Genomic DNA, 21,319 nt, shown 5'->3' with positions numbered 1-21,319 from the left:
GATAATTATGGATCTAAGCCTTGGACAAAAATCAGTACCTTCTTGAAACAGAACTAGAACAACTCAAGACTCGCGTCGACTCTGAACCATTGGTGATCCTAGAGATTGCACAACAATGCCTCGTCAGATCCGAACAAGTTCTGTTTGAAGAAGGCGCGATTCAGTCGCTAATGTTGATGGCGAGATGTTGCTGGAACCTAATGGATTACCAAAAAGGGTTAAAGTACATTAAGGAAGCCTATAAGCGACAAAGCCGCTTAGATACCGATCTTTTTCTGCCCGAAATCCTCCATTTACACGCGCTCCAGTTCTGGGGACAAGCCAAGTACTACTCTGCACAACAGTTCTGGATCAATGCGTTAGAACAATCAGCGCTGGTCGATGAGGTCGAGATTCAAATCGAATGCCTCATTGGCCTTGGCAACATCTGGCGAATGACTCACGAATATAAGCTGGCTCGCTCTACACACCAGCTTGCCGTTAAAGTAGCCAACAACAGCCGTATTGGTTGGTTAGAAGGTAAAGCAAGAATCCTTCTCGCATGGGATTACTACCTACTCAACAACTATGTTGAAATGCTGTCAGTATTAGATGGTGCAGAGGAAGCGTTAAAAGAACATAAAGACAACACTTGGCACGCAGAAGTATGGGACTTCAGAGGCTTAGCTCTACTTGGCCTTGAGCGCTTAGACGACGCTGAACGTGCAACAGCCAAAGCGCACAACTTGGCAGTTGAACACAACCTAGTTTGGATGAAAGCGCACTCGTATATCAGTCGTGCTCGTCTAGAGTTGCTACGAAAAAGACCAGAGCAAGCTGCGGAACTGCTTAGGCTTGCGGAAGAGTCAGCAAACGAATTTGATAATGGTGAGCTACTCAGCCAAATCTGTTATCAGCAATCTTTGGTCGCAGAAGAAAACCAGGATTTTAAAGCCGCTTTGATCGCCTTTAAAAAGTACCGTCAATATTCTATCGGTATGCTTCGAGAACAGACTACTCGAGTTGGTCTAGATAAAGCGCGCAGCTCCAAACGCCAACTCGAACAGAGAGCGAGAAAGCTCATCAACCGTATTCGTGGCCAACACGAGTATGACCCTGAAAAGCATTTCTCTTATGTCGTGTCTGAAACCTTTTGGTGGGAACAGCTGGTTCTGTTCAAAACAGAGCTTAAGCGTTCAAACCACAGCATTATCATGTTCCAACACGTCGATCCTGACTATTTAGATGTCTGCACCGAAATCGCTCACACCTTATGTAATCAAGATGACTTCATTTCAAGGCTCAGTTCTGAGCGTGTTGCTCTCATGCTCTCTGAAAAAGGCGAAGCCGCAGAGCAAACCTTCCAAACTCTAAGTACCATGCTTGATATTTATCCATGGCATCGAAAAGGATTAAAAGGTTCAAAACCAACCGTCAGCCTCAATGACATTTTGACGTTCCCATTCACTCTTGAACAACTAGAAGAAGACGATGCCGAGGTAAGAGTTTGATGGAAACGCTACTAAGTAAAATCACCGATGCAGGTCTAGACCCTTCTTCCGTTTCAGGTGAAGAAGCGATCATATTCTGGAACCATATTCGCCAGCATGTTTCGACAACCAAAACCGAGCAAGCGCACTGCTATATCATTAGTTCGGAATATCGCGCTGAACTGCAGCAAACCCAAACCAGTATCGAAGAACTTAGACTGGCACTCAATCTATTAAATTTGCCAACAGATATAGAAGATATTCTGACCGTCAAAACCAGCCTAAGTGATCGCTTGGTAGAAGTTGGGGATTACACTTCGGCGCTTAATGAGTTCGTTAGCTCATCATCCATCGCGGTTGAACATGGCTATATCGATGAATACGTAATGGCGATTCTAGGCATGGGTAACCTGTGTGACGCTTATGGCGACCACAGTAGAGCCCTTCGTTATTACCAAAAAATCAATAGCATAGACCATGCGATAAGTAGTCGCTCGCTTCGTCTCAAGTTCAAACTTCATATGGTCGCAAGCTTACTGCTACTCAACCGCATTACTGCCGCTAGCGACTTACTCAATGAGTGTGAAGAACTCAGTATTCTGGTCAGTAACAAGCTGCTTACCGCTCAGATCTTGCTTTACCAAGCAAAAGTGTTGCGTGCAAAGAAGAAATATCACGAGGCGCTCCGTTGCCTGTCTAAGATTCAATACTCTGCTAACAACACGCAAGCAAGTTGGTTAGCAACCATGACACGTCTCGAGCTCGCTCATTGTTTAAGTGCCATCGGCAAACAAGAATACGCCAGCATGATCTTGTCGAGTACAGACAAGCGCATGAAGGTTTACTCATCCCCTGTACTTGCTAAACGTTTCTATGACTCACTTAGTGATGTATGCATGAACCAAGGACGTTTTCAGGAAGCACTAAGCTACGAGAAAAAAGGCTACCGAATTGAGACGGATCTAATGAAACAGATACCAATCAGTGAGCTGGGAGCCAGCCAACTTCGTCGCCTGTCGAGATTCGAGCTGCAACTAAAACTCATCCTCTCTGAACAAGAAAACAGAGAGCTAAAAGAGACAACCGAACAGCACAAAAACGCTGTGGCACAGCTCCAACAGGATGTGTTCACCGATCCATTAACCGGTTTGCACAACCGCCGATGGTTAGACGTGAAGCTAAAAGATATGTTGTTACACGACACCTCTTTCGCACTCATGGTTGTCGATATTGATCACTTTAAGTCGATCAATGATGAACTGAGCCACCTAGTGGGTGATAAAGCAATTGTGAGTGTCTCTCAAGAGTTAAGGTCATACTTCAAGTTCCGAGGCGCTTCCTGTGTCAGATTCGGTGGGGAAGAGTTCCTAGTCATTCTTGAAAATACCGACATGGCAAAAGCAGAAATGCACTCAGAGAATTACCGTGAACGAATTTTCCAATTTGGTTGGCATGAAATACTCGGTGAGCGTGGCTTAACAGTCAGTATTGGTATCACGATGCATCGTGAGGGCGAGAATACACAGCGTACCTTCTATCGAGCAGACAAAGCCTTATATCGTGCAAAAGCAAACGGTCGAAACCAAGTCTGCACCGAGTAATGAAATAGTTAAAGTAGTGCCGAACCACTTCAGCTCGGCACTATCCAATAGCAAAACAATACCTTGCTTCAAGCTTTATCTATTCATGAAAAGACGTCATTGATAGAAGAACAAAGATATTCCTCCTACTGCGGCAAGCGTGCCTATGAGACTCTGCTTTGAGACCTTTTCCCCCTTCAACGCATAGATCACCAGAATAAAGACTGGACTGGTCGCTATCAATGTTTGAGCGATCGCGGGATTGGCATTTTTTAAAGCAATTTGTTGCAACCAAAGCGCGAGAAACGTCCCAACAAAAATGGCGCTGAGTAACCATAGCTTGTCGAGTTTAGTCATATCCCATAAATCCCTTTTGATTGATGAGTAAGGTTTATTCTCTACAAAAGGAATAATCATCATCACCGCAAACACACCGACTGTCAGGCGAATCAACGCCCCCAACAATGGTGGGATATCACCAGCCACCAAAGCGTAGTGAGAAATAACCACACCTGAAGCTTGGCACACACTTGCTACTAGCCCGTATCCAATGCCGCTCCATTGCGCTTGGTTAGTTGAATCATTGTTCGCCGATTTAGAAGGTTGAAATACCACGAAGGTCACCGCTAGCGTGGTAATGACGACACCGAGCCAACTTTGAAGTGTCAACGCAGCACCCAAGAACATCAACGCCAGTACACCAGAAAGAGGCGGAGCTAACGATTCAAGCAGCAGTGTCTTATTGGCACCAATTCGTTTCAAAGCAGCGAAGTAAGCACTGTCACCAATTGCGATTCCAATAATTCCTGAAATCGCCAATATCCAAAAGTGATTAGCACTCAGTTCAAACTCTGGCATTGGGATAAGCGGCATCACAAGCAGCATCATGACTGAAGCAACCAAACCCTTGATGATATTGAGCTGCATTGCTGAGAAACGATGCCCAAATTGCCCATAAATCCAAGTCGCACACGCCCACACGATAGCGGCACCGATCGCCGCTATTTCACCTATATACATTTGTATCCATCCTTGTGGTTATGTGCATCCCGCATATTTCAACGATCACTATTGAGTCAGTATGACAAACAAGATAACAGAAATAACTCAATAAATTAGAGAGTGATTTTATAAGTTCCAATAATGACATCGCTCACATTAGAAGCAAAAACACATTATTTATAACTCGGTAAATCATTTTGATAACAATTACTTGGATGATAGCGTAGTATATTTATAACTAATATCTAACATCACAAGGATCTGTTATGTTTTTAGACTACTTTGCGCTCGGTCTACTGATTTTCGTAGCATTAGTCATCTTCTACGGCATCATCGTCATTCACGATATTCCCTATGAAATTGCGAAAGAACGCAATCATCCTCATCAAGATGCTATTCATGTCTCTGGCTGGGTTAGCCTTTTCACTCTACATACTATCTGGCCGTTTCTTTGGATCTGGGCGACATTATGGCGTAAAGATCGCGGATGGGGCTTTGCCAAACTCGAAGAAGAACAGCACGACATTCACCATCGTGTTGATATCTTAATCGACCAAGTGAGCACCCTTCAGGAAGAAATCTCACAACTCAAGAAAGCAAAGCCAGAGCAAAGTAAGCAAGATAACGATCAAAATAAAGCTCAAGATCAGGAGGTTAAGTAATGGATTTACTGCTGATAATGACCTACGCGGCACTGTGTATCACCATTTTTAAGGTGTTCAACATTCCGCTAAATAAATGGACTGTCCCTACTGCTGTTCTTGGCGGTGTGATCATCATCGGTACTTTGATCTTACTGATGAACTACAACCACCCTTTCACTCAGATTGGTAACCAAGTTTACTCAACAACGCCTATCGTTTCAGGGGTTAGAGGTAAAGTAATTGAAGTGCCAGTAGAGGCAAATAAGCCTCTGAAAAAGGGCGATATCCTCTTTAAAATCGATCCTATTCCGTTCGAGGCTGAAGTCGCAAGATTAGAAGCGAAAGTAAAGGAAGCAAGCCAAGGTGCGCTAGGAATGGAATCTGACGTTGCTGAAGCTGAAGCTGCAAGAATCAAAGCCATTGCTGAGAGAGATAAAGCCCAACGTGAGTTCTCTCGTTACAAACGCGGTTACGACAGTGGTGCCTTTACTGAGCAACAATTGGATACTCGCAGACAAGCGTATAAAGCATCAGAAGCTGCGGTTAAAGTGGCAGATGCGACCTTAGAAAGAGCAAAAATTGCTTTAGATTCTGAGATCGGTGGTGAGAACACAGCAGTATTAAGCCTATTAGCAGAGCTGCGTAAAGCTCAATTTGACTTAGAGCAGACTGTGGTTCGAGCACCTACAGATGGCTATGTGACTCAATTAGCTCTGCGCCCAGGTGTTATGGCAGTACCACTGCCACTTGCTCCGGTGATGACTTTTGTTCACACAGAAGACCAGTTCTACACCGCAGCCTTTAGACAAAACTCTTTGCAGCGCTTACAACCAGGCTACGAAGCAGAGTTCCTGTTTAGAGCATTACCAGGCAAAGTATTCAAAGGACGCATCGAAGAAGTGATTCCAGCCATCGGTGAGAGCCAATTCCAAGCGAGAGGTGCGCTACTGGGTACTGAGGCATTGCGTACTAGTGGCCGTGTGTTTGTTAAATTGACCATTACTGATGACCTGTCTGATTTCCACTTACCTATGGGTACAGCAGTAGAAGTTGCAGTTTATTCAGATAGCTTCACTCATGTATCTATCATGCGTAAAGTACTTATTCGCATGAAGAGTTGGCAAAACTACCTATACCTAGATCACTAAGCCAGGTATAGGTTGGTCAAGAACTGACTTAACACACTGTTAATGTGAATGAAAAAGCCAGACCTGCTCTGGCTTTTTTGTTGCTTGATTAACCATAAACCAATGCTTTTTACATCATATAAACTTATCTGGATGGAATTTTAGACATCTAGACACTTACCTTCCCTTATGGAAGGGTTCTACTGTATAATGCGCGCCTTATTTTTTATATTTGCCTAAAAAACGATCTCGATGAGATACCTACTAAAAATGGCGAATATACGTTCTTTGTTATTTTTATCTTTCAGTATTTGAGGTTACCTATGAACTTTTCAGCTAAAACAGTGGTTGTCATTGCCATTGGTGCAGCACTTTACGGCATTGGTGGTTTACCTATGTTTGGTGTGCCAGTGTTCGCTAATACGACATTAAAACCAGCAATGGCGGTGTTAGCACTGTTTTCTGTTTTGTTCGGCCCAATTGTAGGTTTCTTAGTCGGCTTCATTGGCCACTGGGTAACAGACCTATTCGCAGGCTGGGGTGTATGGTTAACTTGGGTATTGGGCTCAGGTATTGTGGGTATGATCATCGGTTTATTCCCGATGTTGACCAAGAACCGCCTTCAGCAAGGTGAGTTGCCTATGAAAGACTTCGCGCTGTTTGTGGTACTTGCCCTTGCTGGTAATGTGGTCGGTTACGGATGTTCTGCATTCCTAGATACCATCCTTTATGCAGAACCGTTTACTAAAGTCTTCACTCAACTGTCTATCATTGCAGCGGGTAACACCGTTCTGATCGCTGTTGTTGGCTTACTGATCCTTAAATCAGTCGCTAAACGCAACAAACAAAGCCGTAACCTGACTGAGGCATAAGCGATAATGACTATAGCATTTTCGAACTTCTCTTTTAGATATGAGTCGCTGGATAAACCGACGCTAAAAAATATCAATCTAAGGATAGAGAAAGGAGAGAAAATCGTCATTATTGGACCAAGCGGCAGTGGTAAATCTACCCTAGGTCAGTGTCTTAACGGTCTAATCCCTCACGCGATTAAAGGTGAGGTTACCGGTTCTTTAGAGATCAACGGCAAGAACATCCCTAAGTTTTCAATGCACGACTATACCGAGCAAGTCGGCACGGTATTGCAAGATACTGATAGCCAATTTGTCGGCTTGAGTATTGGCGAAGACATCGCATTCGCTCTGGAAAACCAGTTAGTGTCGAACATTGATATGTACCCTCTGGTTAAGTCGACAGCAAAAATGGTCGGCTTAGCAGATATGCTTGATCGTTCGCCACATGATTTATCAGGCGGTCAGAAACAACGCGTGTCATTAGCAGGCATCTTAGTTGATGACGTTGACATCCTGTTGTTTGATGAACCTTTGGCTAGCCTTGACCCGAAAACGGGTAAAGCGACTATCGAAATCATCGACCAGCTTCATAAAAAAACCAACAAGACTATCGTAATCATCGAGCATCGCCTTGAGGATGTTCTACACCGCGATATCGACCGAGTGATCTTGATGGAGCGCGGTGAAGTTGTTGCGGACATGACACCCGATGAAATCTTAGCTTCTGAACTGCTTGAAACACACGGTATTCGTGAACCACTTTATTTATCTGCTCTAAAGGCAGCGAAAGCACCTTTGACCAGTGACGATAAACTATCAAACCTCAAAGCTCTCGATTACAAGAGGTTCCGCCCTGCGGTTCAGGCTTGGTTTGCAGAGCGCCCTACTCCAGTTGCCGAGAAGCAGTACCAACCTCTGCTTGAGGTTCACGGCCTGACTTACTCTTACGATGGTGAAAAGAACGCTCTCGAAGATGTTAGCTTTAAGATTGGTAAGGGTGAGTTCGTTTCAATCTTAGGCAAAAATGGTTCAGGCAAGTCGACCATCACCAAGATTATCATGGGTGTGATCGACGCAGATTCAGGATCTTCATACCTTAACGGTGAAGACCTATCAGAACTTTCTATCTTCGAAAGAAGCCAGAAAGTCGGTGTAGTGATGCAGAACCCAAATCATATGATCTCGCATCATATGATCTTTGATGAAGTTGCATTCGGTCTGCGTAATCGTGGGGTTACAGAGCAGGAAATCAAAGAGAAGGTGGAAAACGTTCTTGAGCTGTGTGGCTTGAGCAAGTTCCGCCACTGGCCAATCGAAGCGCTAAGCTACGGTCAGAAAAAACGCGTAACGATCGCTTCTATCTTAGTATTGGAGCCAGAGCTTCTGATCTTGGATGAACCGACCGCTGGTCAAGATTACCGTAACTACACCTCAATGCTGGCGTTTATCCAAAAGCTTAACCGCGAGTTAGGTATCACCGTCGTGATCATTTCACACGACATGCACCTTGTTCTAGAGTACACCACACGCTCAATTGTCATTGCTGACAGTAAGCTGATTGCCAATGCCGCGATGACGGAAGTATTCAGTCAGCCATCGCTGTTAGAACGCGCAAATCTTTGTACCACCAGCATTTATGAACTCGCGACCATGATGAAAATCGACGACACCAATGCATTTATGCAGTACTTCATCGACTACGAGAGAAGCTCGCTATGAATGCATCAAAAGTAAAATTCGGCATCAACTACATTGATACCAAATCACCGCTGCATGCGTTAAACGGCATCACTAAATTTGCTCTTTTCTTAGCTTGGGTGACTGTTGTATTAACGACATTCGACCTACGGTTAATCACGTTACTCATCCTAACGGGGCTTTATCTACTCAAGCTAACCAGAGTGCCGGTTAGGGTTTATAAGCCGCTGTTACTTGGTACGGCTAGCGTACTGAGCCTGAATGCTTTATTCATGTATCTACTTGCGCCTCAACAAGGTACTGAGCTTATCGGTAGCAAAACACTATTACTTGCTTTGCCTGGTAACTACTCGTTGAGCCAAGAGACATTGTTTTACTTGGTGACCGTAACACTTAAGTACATGAGCATGTTTCCGATAGCGCTGATCTTTGTATTCACAACGCACCCGACTGAGTTTGCGGCTAGCCTCAACCGCATTGGTGTTCCTTACAAGATTGCCTACGCAGTGAGCTTAACGCTACGTTATTTGCCAGAAGTTAAGAAGGATTTCGTCAACATCATGCATGCCCAACAAGCTCGTGGTGTTGAACTATCTAAGAAAGCGCCACTTCTTACACGCATTAAAAATGTTGCTAAAGTGTTAGGGCCATTGATTTTCTCAAGCCTAGATAGAGCAGATGAAATATCGAATGCTATGACGCTGCGTGGCTTTGGCAGACACAAGTCTCGCACTTGGTATAGCTACGCACCATTAAAACGTATAGATTTTATTTGTCTATTTATCATTGGTTTAATCGTGATGTTGGCTATCGCGAAACGCATTCTTGAACCAACGTTGTTTTGGTATCCATTTTAGTATCAAGCTAAACAACTAGTTAAAATGATACACCGCTCAATAGGGCGGTGTTTTTGTTTTACCTATCCACTTTTGAACAAAACTTAACCGAACAAACCATAACCATCGGATTTTGACGATAAACTGACCGTTTCCTCACATCTTTGGTTTGAATTCTAATTTAGAAGCTCTTAATATTCTTTTTACAGAATGTTGCGCGAAATAGAGATTTGTAATGGCTCGAATTACCCAAGTACAGAAACTAGAAAACCAAAAGCACTACGATGAGATCGTACTAAGCCTTTTTCTAGCTGAAGGACATGAAGCACTAACTTATGCAAGGATTGCTCAGGAAATTGGCATTAGTTTAACAACGCTTCAGGGTTACTACCCATCGACTCGTGCTATCCGCTCCGTATTACATCAACACATGCTTTCGATTGTTATTGAGAGTTTAGACTTCTCGTCTGAGGAAGCCTTTGTTCAATCATGGCAAAACGCTTTAGATAATGAACAATTCCGATACGTGATCAAGTTGATGTTCTTTCATGCTTCGCAAGTGAAAAGCCCTGAAGAGTTCAATATCAGCTCTGATGGTGAGTTTCGAGAGAAAATGTTTGAGAGCTTTGGTAACGATTCAGTTCGACTCCTTGAAACTGTGGTAGGACGTTCAATGTTTTATCTAACGAACTTCAAACAACACTGAGCAAATACGTCACCCATTGAAAAAGGAGCTTTAAAGCTCCTTTTTTGTGCCTAAAACAAAACAACTGCAGAATACCACTCCATAGGCACACCCATGTTATAGATAATTATAATGCCTTGTAATTAAAACTAATTTAGCGCTATAACGTATAAATTCATTGTTATTTATTTGTTCTCGGTACCTTACATACCTAAACTTTCTCAATATGAAATAGACGACTATAATTTTAAAATGTCTCGAATTACTAAAATACAGAAACTAGAAAACCAAAAGCACTACGATGAAATTGTACTCAACCTTTTTCTTGCTGAAGGTCATGAAGCACTAACTTATGCAAGGATTGCTCAAGAAATTGGTATCAGTTTAACGACGCTTCAGGGCTATTATCCAACGACTCGTGCTATCCGCTCCGTATTGCACCAACCCATGCTCTCGCTCTTCATGGAGTGTCTCGATTTTTCATCAGAAGAGGCGTTTATACAGTCATGGGAGAACGCCCTCGATACAGAGCGTTTCCAGTATGTGATTAAATTAATGTTCTTCCACGCATCACAAGTTAGTCACCCCGAGGCCTTTGATACGACCTCGAAAGGTCAGTTTCGCGAGAAAATGCTGGAGAGTTTTGGCACCGATTCGATTCGGCTTCTTGAGACCATGCTAGGACGCTCCATGCTCTATCTCACCAACTTCAAGTAGCTCAGAACAATTTGCTGAAATAATAAAGGGAACCTCTAAGGTTCCCTTTTTGTTCTGTCTAATAAGTGACGTATCTTCGTTAACTAGTTCAGCTTGTAGAAAACCGTTGATAATGGCGGCAAACGCAGCTCAATCGATGTCGCTAAGCCTTCGCTTTCCACTTGTTCAATTTCAGCAACCTGCTTCACTTCAAAACCACTACCTGCGTAATCTACAGAGTCGGTATTCAATAGCAACTTATACTGACCTTGTGCCGGCACGCCTAAACGGAAGTGCTCGTGAGGAACTGGCGTAAAGTTCGATACCACCAGCACACGCTCACCAGATTCACTGATACGCTCGTGAGCTAGAATGCTCGCTTCCGCTGAATCCTGTAGACGCCATTCAAAACCTCGTGGGTCGAAGTCCAAATCATGCATCGCAGCTTCATTACGGTAAAGATGGTTCAGATCTTTGGTTAGCTTTTGGACACCTTGGTGACGTTCGTAGTCGAGTAAGAACCACTGCAGTTGGTCATCATGGTTCCACTCTGCTGTCTGGCCAAACTCAGCCCCCATAAAGTTAAGCTTCTTACCCGGCTGTGCGTACATGTAACCCATGTATGCGCGTAGGTTAGCCGTTTGCTGCCACTCATCACCCGGCATCTTGTTATGGATAGAGCCTTTACCATAAACCACCTCATCGTGAGACAGTGACAATACATAGTTCTCACTGTGTGCGTAAACCAGTGGGAAAGTAATCGTATCGTGGTGGTATTTTCGGTTAATTGGATCTTCTTGGATGTAAGATAAGCTATCGTGCATCCAACCCATGTTCCACTTAAAGCCGAAGCCTAAACCACCCATAAAGGTCGGTGCAGAAACACCAGGGAAAGCCGTCGATTCTTCCGCAATGGTCATCGCATTCGGGAAATGTTTGTAGACTTCTTCGTTCATCCATTTCAATGTCGCGATGGCGTCGTAGTTCTCATTGCCGCCATCAACATTCGGAATCCATTGATCGTGGCTACGCGAGTAATCGAGGTACAGCATTGAAGCTACGGCATCCACACGAATACCATCAATATGGAATTGCTCGAACCAGTACAGCGCGTTTGCCACTAAGAAACGACGTACGTGTTCGCGACCTAAGTCATAGATGTACGAGTTCCAATCCTGATGCCAACCACGGCGTGGGTCTGGGTCGTGGAACAGCGGTGTACCATCGAAGTTAGCCAAGCCGTGATCATCACTTGGGAAGTGTGCTGGAACCCAGTCAAGTACAACGCCTAGACCAGCTTGGTGACATTGGTCGACAAAGTATTTGAAATCATCCGGAGAACCAAAGCGGCTGGTTGGTGCGAACAGACCAACAGGCTGGTAGCCCCATGAACCATAGAAAGGGTGTTCTGAAACTGGCATCAACTCGACGTGAGTGTAACCAAGCTCAGTGAGGTACGGGATCAGCTCTGCTGCTAACTCGCGGTAGTTTAGAAAATCACCTTCAGCATTACGCTTCCAAGAACCAGCATGTAATTCATAGAACGACAGTGCTTCTTTACGCTTCTCTGTCACTGGGCGATTTTGCCATTTGGCATCTTGCCACTCATAACGAGCGTGATCGTAAGTCACAGAAGAGAACGAAGGGTACTGCTCAGAGTAGAAACCCCATGGGTCAGCCTTGTGAGGTAAGCCTTCACCATTTGGTCCTTTTAATTCGAACTTATATTGAGCGCCCTCTTCCAAGTCTGGAATGAATAAGCCCCAAATACCGTAGTCCAAACGTTGCATAGGGTGGCGACGACCGTCCCACGAGTTGAAGTTACCTACTAAGCTAGCCGCTGTTGCATGCGGTGCATAAACCAAGAAGCGAGTACCAGAAATTGTCTGACCATCACGCTCTAGCGTAACAAACTGAGCCCCCATGTGATGGTACATATCTTTAGGTGTGTGAAGATCTTCATAGCTCGCGTACAGATCATGATACTGGTAAGGATCATCGATGATCTGCTCTACTCCCGCCCAATCAACTGCAAGCTTATAGTGAGTAAAACGCAAATCTCTTTGTTGCTTAAGAATGAAGCCACTTTCATCCTCTCGCTCTAACTCAATACGAGGTTCCTTTCCAACAATCAACTCGACTTTATCTGCCCCAGGGATCCATACGCGTAATGCACCTTGAGCTGAAGGTAAGTACGGCCCTAAAAACGCAAACGGGTCAGTGAAACAAGCCTGTGATAGTTGGGTATATATTTGTTTTTGCTTTGAAATCGAACTTAGTTCCAAAACGTTTCTCCCTAACCAAACATCCAAAAAATATAATACAAAAATGCCCGCTATTAGTGCGGGCAATATAACGACGATTTATTCTACCAGATGAGCATTCATTATTGAGTGACCAAGGTTGTAGTTTCGTACGCCGTAAGCAAAAAACCACTGATTTTCAGGTCACTCAAACTCATCATTTACCTGCTTTTTCTCGAACGTCTGTCAGCTTGGAAGCGATTCGATTCACGCCTTCATGTGCAAATATTTCGTCCAGGTTCATTGATAGTTTACGACGCCAGTTCGGGTACTCATCTACCGTGCCAGGAATGTTTACTGGCTGGTCCATTTCCAACCAGTCTTCCAATTGAACACTAAGTAGTGTTGAGCCACCGGCAGCAACGTGCAGTTGAAGTGCTTCCGCAAGGTATGAGTCCATTGGTACTTGGCTCGCGTCACGGCCTACACCTTCAGGTAAGAAACCATGCCATGCCACAGAGTCTAAGATACCTTGCTTACATTCAAGACGGTCATCAAACAAGCCGTTCAGCTGCTCCTGATCTGGGTACAGACCAATCTCTTGACCCATTTTCAGGTCATCGCAGTGCCAGAAGCCACGTAGTGTTGGCATATCGTGAGTACATAGTGCCGCCATCGACTGTTCAGCATAATGAGCAGGTGAGATGAAACCACCATCTTCTTCTGATGTTTCGAAGAAGAACACCTTGTACGAGTGAACACCCGCATCAGCCAAGATATCGACAATCTCATCCGGCACAGTACCTAAATCTTCACCGATAACGCTACATTGGTAACGATGAGATTCAAGAGCAAGAATTGACAGCATGTCTTGAACTGGGTAGTAGATGTAAGCGCCTTTCGTTGCGTCTTCACCTTTTGGAATCCACCATAGACGAAGCAGGCCTAATACGTGGTCAATACGCAACGCACCACAGTGCTTCATGTTTGCTCGAAGCAACTTGATGTAAGCATCATAACCCGTCGCCTGAAGTACTTCTGGGTTTAGCGGTGGAAGACCCCAGTTTTGACCCAATGGACCAAGAATATCTGGCGGAGCACCGATGCTTGCATCCATCACAAGATTACCTTCATCAGCCCAAGTTTCACTGCCTGAATCCGCAACACCAACCGCTAGATCTCGGTACAAGCCAACCGCCATGCCTTTTTCTTCTGCCAATGACTGAGCATCGTTGATTTGGCAGTCCGCTAGCCATTGTAGGTACATGTAAAGATGTACTTTATCTAGGTTATCTTTGATGTACTTTTGAGTAGCTGGGCTGTCGAATGTACGGTATTTCTCAGGGAATACCGGCCATCCCCACATACCAGAATCTTCAGCATGCAATTCACCATGCAGAGCATCAAATGCCGCTTGGTGCATCAGGCTATCACCGCCCTCTTCAACAAACGCTAAGAATGCTTGTGCGCGATCGCTGTTTTTGTCTAGGTGACGAGTTTTAAACTCTGTGAATAGCAGAGGCAAGATGCTCATCTTCAGCTCAGACACTTCGGTGTAGTTCACCCAATGTGCATCACGTGCTTTCTGAAGGCGCTGTTGGAACTCTGCGCTGCCTACTGTTTGTTGCGCTTCAGCACTTAATGCAAATTCAGGAACTGAGCTCACATCAATGTATAGGATGTTCAACCAACGACGTGAAGACGGGCTGTATGGGCTCGCACCTTCTGGGTTCGCTGGGAATAGAGAGTGAATTGGGTTAAGACCCACAAAATCACCACCACGTGATGAGATGTCAGCAACCAGCTGTTTAAGATCACCGAAGTCACCGATACCCCAGTTATGCTGAGTGCGCAGTGTGTAAAGCTGGACACTTGGGCCCCAAAGCTTTTTGCCTTCTTCAATTGGCGACTGCTTAAAGCACGCTTTAGGTGTAATAATTAGCGTCATTTCGTAAGGCTTTTTACGGCGCTTACGGCTCACAATTAACTTGTGGTAACCCCATGCCAGATCACTTGGCAATGCAAACACTAAAGGGCCACCCTCTGCACGCTCATCACGAACGACTTGAGATTGAAGATAGCCTTCAAGTACCTCTCCTTGCTCGGTCTCTAAACGCCAGCTGAACTCACTTTCACGAGCGCTTACACCTAGATTCAACGCCACTTCTACTGGCTCACCATCACGCAAGACAAGAACTGGGTCTAGTACATCTTTTTTGTGTTTTCTTTCTGCTGACTTAAGCAGTGCATCATCGCTGCTTGTATCGTAGCCCAATGAAGCCAGTAGAGATGTAATTGTCTCATCTGATACCTGTGCTTCATCGCCCCACGCACTAACGTAACTGTCGGCAAGGTTTGCCATTTCTGCGACTTGTTTTAATACGGTCTGTTCTTTCATCGCTCTCTCCGAAAACGTTCTAACGCTTTCAATTTTGTAGGGTTGTTATTTAATCTGTTACTAATCAATTAGCTTGTGACAATCAGTTTGTGAGCAGTTCTATCGGAGCTAAGCCATCTGTTTGCTCACAAGCTAATTGAGCCAAGGCAGAGGCTGCCTTGGCTGCGTTGGAAGTATTAACGGTTAACCGCTTCTAGTTTCCAGATATTGTTCACGTAGTCGCGGATAGAGCGGTCTGATGTGAACTTGCCAACCAATGCGGTGTTAAGAATCGCTTTCTTAGCCCAACCCGCTTGGTCTTTGTATTGCGTGCCCATGTCTTCATGCGCTTTCACGTAAGAAGCAAAGTCAGCAAGACATAGATATGGGTCACCACCATCTAGCAGGCTGTCAAACGTTGCACGTAGAAGGCCTGGTTGACCTGGTGTGAACTCTTCACCAGTTAGTAGATCAAGTGACGCCTTCAGTAGTGGGTCTGCATTGTAGTAATCGTATGGGTTGTAACCCTGAGCTTTCAGTGCTTGTACACCATCAACGTCTAGACCGAAGATGTAGATGTTCTCATCACCCACTTCTTCACGGATCTCAACGTTCGCACCATCCATCGTACCGATAGTTAGAGCGCCGTTTAGAGCCATCTTCATGTTACCCGTACCCGATGCTTCTTTACCCGCTAGCGAGATTTGCTGAGAAACGTCAGCCGCTGGGATGATGATTTCCGCCATGCTTACACGGTAGTCAGGGATGAATACCACCTTAAGCTTGTTACCGATGCGAGGATCGTTGTTGATCTTCTCGGCAACCTTATTCACTGCGAACATGATCTCTTTCGCTAGGTGGTAACCCGGTGCTGCTTTTGCTGCGAAGAAACATACGCGTGGCTCACACTCAAAACCAGGTTCGTTAAGGATGCGGTGGTACAGAGATAGAATGTGAAGCAAGTCTAGGTGCTGACGCTTGTACTCGTGCAGACGCTTGATTTGCACGTCAAAGATAGCGTTAGTATCTAATTCGATACCCATGTTCTCTTGAACCCAATCAGCAAGACGCTGTTTGTTTTCTTTCTTAACCGCCATGAATTCTTTTTGGAATTTCGCGTCTGTCGCGTACTTAGCAATGCCTTCTAGCTGCTCAAGTTTCGCAGGCCACTCTGAACCGATCTTATCTGTGATTAACGCAGACAGACCTGGGTTACAGAACTTCAACCAACGACGTGGTGTAATACCGTTTGTTACGTTAGTCAGTTTACCTGGGAAGATTTCGTTGAACTCAGGGAATAAGTCTTTCTTAACTAGCTGAGAGTGAAGCGCTGCTACACCGTTTACCTTGTAAGAGCCAATTACACATAGGTTTGCCATGCGAACCATGCGGTGGAAACCTTCTTGGATGATAGAAAGCTTCGCTTGCTTCTCACCGTCACCAGGCCACATCTTACGAACTTCTTGCAGGAAGCGGTGGTTGATTTCAAAAATGATTTCCATGTGACGTGGAAGTAGACGCTGGATTAGCGACTCAGACCAAGTCTCTAGAGCTTCTGGAAGTAGAGTGTGGTTCGTGTATGCAAATGTGTGTGCACTGATTTCCCACGCTTCATCCCAAGATAGGCCGCGCTCATCGATAAGAATGCGCATTAGCTCTGGGATCGCGATTGTTGGGTGCGTATCGTTTAACTGGATAGTCTCTTGCTTAGGAAGATCCGCTAGAGAGAAGCCTGCTGCTTCGTGACGACGTAGGATGTCACGTACAGACGCTGCAGAGTGGAAGTACTGCTGCATTAGACGAAGCGTTTTACCCTTCTCGTGGTTATCATTCGGGTATAGAACCTTAGTGATGTTACCAGCATCGATCAGTGCGTGTTGCGCTTCGAAGTAATCACCGTTGTTGAAGCTTGCTAGTGAGAATGGTGCAATTGCCTGGCATTCCCAAAGACGCAGTGGGTAAACCGTGCTTGACTCGTAACCAACGATTGGTAGATCCCATGGCATTGCTTTTACTTCCATACCTGGAACCCAAGTACGCACTTCTTTACCGTCAATGTATTCAACTTCAACATGACCGTAAAAACCAATGTGTTGCGCAAGTTCTGGACGAGCGATTTCCCATGGGTAGCCTTCAACGCCACGCCATGCATCCGGTGCTTCTTTTTGACGCCCGTCTTCGAAAGACTGCTTAAATAGACCGTACTCATAGTGTAGGCCGTAACCTACTGTTGGGAATTCTTGTGCTGCACAAGAGTCCATGAAACATGCTGCTAGACGACCAAGACCACCATTACCTAGTGATGGATCACGTTCTTCTTCTAGAAGGTCCGTTAAGTTCTGGCCTAACTCTTCCATCGCATGCGTGATCTGCTCATACAGACCCATGCTAATTAGGTTGTTACCCGTTAGACGACCAATCAAGAACTCTAGCGAAAGGTAGTTTACGCTCTTCGCATTTTTGATTTTCTCGTCATTTTCAGTTTCTAACAGGTCAAATGTTGTAAGTTCGGCTAGCGCGCGACCCATTGCTAGGTACCATGCGCGGCTATCTGCGTTTTCTATAGTAGTTGCGTAGGTTGCAGATAGATGTTTCTTAACGCTTTCTTGGAACGACACTTTATCGAAAGTTTTTTGCTGAGTTGGTTTCATTTCAGAAATCTCGCTTTTAATAGTTCTAATTCATCTGTGACATATCGTGCATGGTCACTAGAAACTAAACATCCTCCCGCTAACGCGCCAAACTAGGAGTAGATGGGAGGGCGTAGGGGGCGTACCGACATAGGGTTAGTGATCTGACTCTCATGTTCTGACTTCGAACAAAAACTTGGAGTGACTAAGATCACAAGCTCCCGTTCGATAACTTAACTTCGATTGATGTGATTTTTATTTGACCTAATTAGAGTCATTGTCAAATCTGAGTTTCAGATCACGAAAATAATTTCCGGGTATCATCTTTTGCATTAAATACAGTGCAAACAGAAACAAAGTCACATTATCGAACCACCACATTTTGTGAGAAAAGTCACAAATAAAGGGCGTAGAGACTCAAAAACATGCAGGAGTGCAAGGTTTCTGCGGAGGATCATAGTCGGTGTCGTTTTGCTTCACGTAATATGAGTAAAGACTTAAGTAATTAGGCTAGTGTCATTGGACAGCACTCAATGCGTGCTTAATAGATTCCAGACCATAGCCACGGAATAGGTGTAAAACTTCGACATGTGGATCCCTTCGAAACTGACTCGTCCCGGCCGCTTACACAATGCAATTCTGCGTCCTAGGGTTCTCGATCTGCTTCAGAATGCAGATTGCTATAAACTCGTACTGTTCCGCTCCCCAGCTGGATACGGCAAGACCACCATGGCTGCCCAGTGGTTGGTAGATAAACCCAACGTAGGTTGGTATAGCATCGATGATAGTGACAACGATGCATTCCGCTTTATCAACTACCTACTTCAATCACTCAATAAAGCGACGCAAAACGCCTGTCCTAATGCGCAAAAACTGGCAGAAAAAAGACAATTTTCATCGCTGCATTCTCTATTAAGCGAAGTCTTCGCCGAGATGTCTGAGTTCCATCAGGAATGTTTCCTCGTATTGGACGACTATCACTTAGTGAACAATGACGACATCCACGAAGCCATGCGCTTTTTCCTTAAGCACATGCCCGACAACCTAACGCTTGTTGTGACCAGCCGCGGCACACCTCCACTTGGAACGGCCAACCTGCGTGTTCGCGACTTAATGATCGAATTAGGCAATGACTCTTTGGCATTTGATACCGAAGAGACGACACGTTTCTTTAATCAACGCGTTGCCGATGGCATTGATGACACAACCGCCGATAGTATTTGTAGTTATGTAGAAGGTTGGCCTTCTGCGTTGCAACTTATCGCCCTTCAAGCACAGCACCAAAAGCGCACGCTGGCACAGTCTGCTGAGTCGTTCTCTCACTTCAACCATGCTCATTTGTGGGACTACCTGGTTGAAGAAGTCTTCGACTTGTTAGACAAAGAAACCCGCCAGTTCTTGATGCAATGTTCTGTACTTGATCACTTTAATGATGAACTGGTATGTGCGCTCACTCAGCGTGAAGATGCGCTTGGAATGATCGAGTCTCTCAACCGATTTGGTCTGTTCATCTACCCTCTTGAGGGAGAGAAGAACTGGTATCGCTTCCATAACCTGTTTGGTGAATTCCTTGCTCATGAACGCCAAGCTCGCATTCCGCAACAAGAAGCTGAACTGCACCGCAGTGCAGCAAAAGCCTGGATCAAACAGAAGACACCGCATCAAGCACTGCGTCACGCACAACGCGCCGATGATCCTGATTTGATTGTTCAAATCCTCAGCGAACACGGCTGGCAGATGTTTAACCAAGGTGAGTTGTCATCACTAGAGATGGCAATTAAGCAGCTCACGACCGATCAGCTCTACAGCGAGCCAAAACTATCGATGCTACGGGCATGGCTAGCGCAGAGTCAGCACCGTTATGATCAAGTGGGTACCTTGTTAGAAGAGGCAGAAACTCAGTATCAAGCACGAAACATCGAGCTAGATACTCAACAACAAGGCCAGTACAACGCCTTACGTGCACAGGTAGCCATTAACAGCAACGAACCAGAGAAAGCACTCGAACTCGCAGAGCTTTCTCTAAGCCAGCTTAATACCACGGTTTATCGCAGCCGCATTGTGGCAACCTCAGTTGTTGGCGAAGTCAATCATGTCATGGGTAACCTGAGCCGCGCTCTACCAATGATGCAGCAAACTGAGAAGTTGGCTCGCCAGTATCAGGTTTACCATCAAGCACTGTGGGCAATTCTTCAACAAAGTGAAATATTGATTGCTCAAGGCTACGTTCAAGCGGCATTTGAATTGCAAGACAGCGCGTTCAAGTTGATTGAAGAACATCAACTTCAATACGTACCTCTACATGAATTCTTGCTACGCGTACGAGCTCAGATCTTCTGGTGTTGGAACCGTTTAGATGAAGCGGAAGAGTGTTGCTACAAAGGCTTAGATATCCTCGGTCACCACTCTCCAAGTAAACACCTTCATAGTTACTCAATGCTAGCTCGTATTTCATTGAGCCGTGGTGAGATCGACAAAGCGTCGAAGTTTATTGACCAGATCCAACACTTGTTACGCCAATCAACCTACCACGTTGACTGGACGGCGAATGCTTCACTGTCTCTGATCTTGTTCTGGCAAGTGAAAGGCGATAAAGATGCAATCCGTGACTGGCTAAGCGTTGCTGTAAGACCGGAGTCTGCTAGCAACCACTTCTGTCAGCTTCAGTGGCGAAACATCGTGCGTGCTCACATTATTCTTGAGCAATATGAAGAGGCTGAAGAGGCATTAGCATTCTTAAAGAGCGAAGCACAGCGCTCACACTTGATTACCGATACGAATAGAAACTTGATCGTCGAGGCTGTTTTACGCACGCAAATCAACGATGAAGACAGCGCACGTGTATTACTTGAAGAAGCCCTACACATGACCAACCAAACAGGCATGGTCGGTAACTTCTTGGTCGATGGTGGCACTATCGGACATATCTTAGATAAGTTGAGCAACAAGCCAGGCCTAGGTGATTTAGAACGTCACCGAGCACAACAAATCATGAAGGATATCTCGACCACTCAGCGCAGCCGCTCAGTTCACTTTGATGAAGACTTTGTTGAAAACTTGGTTAATCACCCAAACATTCCTGAACTTGTACGTACCAGCCCACTCACTCAACGTGAATGGCAGGTACTGGGCTTGATCTACTCTGGCTTCAGTAACGAGCAAATCGCTCAAGAACTGGATGTAGCAGGCACCACGATCAAAACTCACATTCGAAATCTTTATCAGAAGCTCAACATTGCTAACCGTAAAGAAGCGATAAGCACAGCAGAGAATTTGTTGCAGTTAATGGGTTACTAAACGGATTCGAAATTCGAGAAAACACAAGCTGGTCACCGACGGTGGCTGGCTTTTTTTTGGTTCATCGCGGCTTTCCGGGGAAAGCCGCTTTTATCTTCAAGAAGAAGTAATCTGTATCTCGATACCCATATCCCATTCGCTTGATTAGCTTTATCTTGTTGTTTATCCCTTCCAATGTGCA

Annotated in this window: 15 protein-coding genes; 10 read left to right on the top strand and 5 right to left on the bottom strand. The window is 45.1% G+C overall.

What is annotated here, in order from left to right; translation table 11 throughout:
• The first annotated feature begins 20 nt into the window (after positions 1 to 20).
• Together F0251_RS05125 and F0251_RS05120 are read left to right on the top strand one after the other, a co-directional pair.
• Complete coding sequence (locus tag F0251_RS05125) at positions 21 to 1,490, top strand: hypothetical protein (protein ID WP_061032139.1); 1,470 nt, start codon at positions 21 to 23, stop codon at positions 1,488 to 1,490.
• Positions 1,490 to 3,070, top strand: a complete 1,581-nt coding sequence (locus tag F0251_RS05120) for a GGDEF domain-containing protein (protein ID WP_061032138.1) — start codon at positions 1,490 to 1,492, stop codon at positions 3,068 to 3,070. Before F0251_RS05125 ends, F0251_RS05120 begins: the two co-directional genes overlap by 1 nt.
• A 96-nt stretch (positions 3,071 to 3,166) precedes the next feature.
• Here F0251_RS05120 and F0251_RS05115 read toward each other — a convergent pair whose 3' ends face one another.
• Positions 3,167 to 4,069: a DMT family transporter gene (locus tag F0251_RS05115; RefSeq protein ID WP_061032137.1), complete on the bottom strand. Its 903-nt coding sequence runs from the start codon at positions 4,067 to 4,069 to the stop codon at positions 3,167 to 3,169.
• A gap of 248 nt (positions 4,070 to 4,317) precedes the next feature.
• On the opposite strand from F0251_RS05115, the gene F0251_RS05110 reads away from it, so the two are divergent.
• The 7 genes from F0251_RS05110 (at position 4,318) to F0251_RS05080 (ending at position 10,612) form a co-directional block, all read left to right on the top strand.
• Positions 4,318 to 4,713: a DUF3302 domain-containing protein gene (locus tag F0251_RS05110; protein WP_008215838.1), complete on the top strand. Its 396-nt coding sequence runs from the start codon at positions 4,318 to 4,320 to the stop codon at positions 4,711 to 4,713.
• Positions 4,713 to 5,843, top strand: a complete 1,131-nt coding sequence (locus F0251_RS05105; RefSeq protein ID WP_008215839.1) for an HlyD family secretion protein — start codon at positions 4,713 to 4,715, stop codon at positions 5,841 to 5,843. Before F0251_RS05110 ends, F0251_RS05105 begins: the two co-directional genes overlap by 1 nt.
• 302 nt (positions 5,844 to 6,145) lie before the next feature.
• Positions 6,146 to 6,694, top strand: coding sequence for an ECF-type riboflavin transporter substrate-binding protein (locus F0251_RS05100; RefSeq protein WP_004737739.1), 549 nt, complete (start codon positions 6,146 to 6,148; stop codon positions 6,692 to 6,694).
• Between the two features lie 6 nt (positions 6,695 to 6,700).
• Positions 6,701 to 8,395 (top strand): ABC transporter ATP-binding protein, encoded by a 1,695-nt coding sequence (locus F0251_RS05095; protein WP_171730503.1) that lies wholly within the window; start codon positions 6,701 to 6,703, stop codon positions 8,393 to 8,395.
• Complete coding sequence (locus F0251_RS05090; RefSeq protein WP_116871265.1) at positions 8,392 to 9,231, top strand: energy-coupling factor transporter transmembrane protein EcfT; 840 nt, start codon at positions 8,392 to 8,394, stop codon at positions 9,229 to 9,231. Before F0251_RS05095 ends, F0251_RS05090 begins: the two co-directional genes overlap by 4 nt.
• Before the next feature lie 214 nt (positions 9,232 to 9,445).
• Positions 9,446 to 9,916 carry a hypothetical protein gene (locus F0251_RS05085; protein WP_061032133.1) on the top strand — a complete coding sequence of 157 codons (471 nt, stop codon included), beginning with the start codon at positions 9,446 to 9,448 and terminating at the stop codon, positions 9,914 to 9,916.
• Positions 9,917 to 10,147: 231 nt separating this feature from the next.
• The gene (locus F0251_RS05080) at positions 10,148 to 10,612 is read left to right on the top strand and encodes a hypothetical protein (protein ID WP_061032132.1); all 465 of its coding nucleotides are present in this window, start codon (positions 10,148 to 10,150) and stop codon (positions 10,610 to 10,612) included.
• Between the two features lie 83 nt (positions 10,613 to 10,695).
• Here F0251_RS05080 and glgB read toward each other — a convergent pair whose 3' ends face one another.
• The 3 genes from glgB to F0251_RS05065 all read right to left on the bottom strand — a co-directional run bounded on the left by glgB (position 10,696) and on the right by F0251_RS05065 (position 17,862).
• Positions 10,696 to 12,876, bottom strand: coding sequence for a 1,4-alpha-glucan branching protein GlgB (gene glgB / locus F0251_RS05075; protein ID WP_171730502.1), 2,181 nt, complete (start codon positions 12,874 to 12,876; stop codon positions 10,696 to 10,698).
• A 175-nt stretch (positions 12,877 to 13,051) separates the two neighbouring features.
• Positions 13,052 to 15,232: a 4-alpha-glucanotransferase gene (gene malQ / locus F0251_RS05070; RefSeq protein ID WP_171730501.1), complete on the bottom strand. Its 2,181-nt coding sequence runs from the start codon at positions 15,230 to 15,232 to the stop codon at positions 13,052 to 13,054.
• Positions 15,233 to 15,408: 176 nt separating this feature from the next.
• Entirely contained in the window at positions 15,409 to 17,862 is a 2,454-nt protein-coding gene (locus F0251_RS05065) for a glycogen/starch/alpha-glucan phosphorylase (protein WP_105058471.1), read from the bottom strand.
• Positions 17,863 to 18,429: 567 nt separating this feature from the next.
• On the opposite strand from F0251_RS05065, the gene malT reads away from it, so the two are divergent.
• Positions 18,430 to 21,138 carry an HTH-type transcriptional regulator MalT gene (malT, locus tag F0251_RS05060; protein WP_061032128.1) on the top strand — a complete coding sequence of 903 codons (2,709 nt, stop codon included), beginning with the start codon at positions 18,430 to 18,432 and terminating at the stop codon, positions 21,136 to 21,138.
• 61 nt (positions 21,139 to 21,199) lie between these two features.
• Here the strand turns inward: malT and F0251_RS05055 are convergent.
• Positions 21,200 to 21,319 (bottom strand): transposase (locus tag F0251_RS05055; RefSeq protein WP_137408763.1); only part of this gene is annotated, 120 nt, incomplete at its 5' end.

Source organism: Vibrio sp. 070316B (genome assembly GCF_013114115.1).
GTDB classification, from domain to species: Bacteria; Pseudomonadota; Gammaproteobacteria; order Enterobacterales; family Vibrionaceae; genus Vibrio; species Vibrio chagasii_B.
The sequence above is the reverse complement of the archived record's forward strand: the minus strand, read 5'-3'. Positions and strand labels throughout refer to the sequence as shown.

Excerpts from the sequence above, each read along its gene's own strand:
- F0251_RS05095 (WP_171730503.1), top strand. The coding sequence starts at position 6,701 with ATGACTATAGCATTTTCGAACTTCTCTTTTAGATATGAGTCGCTGGAT.
- F0251_RS05065 (WP_105058471.1), bottom strand. The coding sequence starts at position 17,862 with ATGAAACCAACTCAGCAAAAAACTTTCGATAAAGTGTCGTTCCAAGAA.
- F0251_RS05100 (WP_004737739.1), top strand. The coding sequence starts at position 6,146 with ATGAACTTTTCAGCTAAAACAGTGGTTGTCATTGCCATTGGTGCAGCA.
- F0251_RS05085 (WP_061032133.1), top strand. The coding sequence starts at position 9,446 with ATGGCTCGAATTACCCAAGTACAGAAACTAGAAAACCAAAAGCACTAC.
- F0251_RS05105 (WP_008215839.1), top strand. The coding sequence starts at position 4,713 with ATGGATTTACTGCTGATAATGACCTACGCGGCACTGTGTATCACCATT.
- F0251_RS05090 (WP_116871265.1), top strand. The coding sequence starts at position 8,392 with ATGAATGCATCAAAAGTAAAATTCGGCATCAACTACATTGATACCAAA.
- malQ (WP_171730501.1), bottom strand. The coding sequence starts at position 15,232 with ATGAAAGAACAGACCGTATTAAAACAAGTCGCAGAAATGGCAAACCTT.
- F0251_RS05115 (WP_061032137.1), bottom strand. The coding sequence starts at position 4,069 with ATGTATATAGGTGAAATAGCGGCGATCGGTGCCGCTATCGTGTGGGCG.
- malT (WP_061032128.1), top strand. The coding sequence starts at position 18,430 with ATGTGGATCCCTTCGAAACTGACTCGTCCCGGCCGCTTACACAATGCA.
- F0251_RS05110 (WP_008215838.1), top strand. The coding sequence starts at position 4,318 with ATGTTTTTAGACTACTTTGCGCTCGGTCTACTGATTTTCGTAGCATTA.
- F0251_RS05120 (WP_061032138.1), top strand. The coding sequence starts at position 1,490 with ATGGAAACGCTACTAAGTAAAATCACCGATGCAGGTCTAGACCCTTCT.
- F0251_RS05080 (WP_061032132.1), top strand. The coding sequence starts at position 10,148 with ATGTCTCGAATTACTAAAATACAGAAACTAGAAAACCAAAAGCACTAC.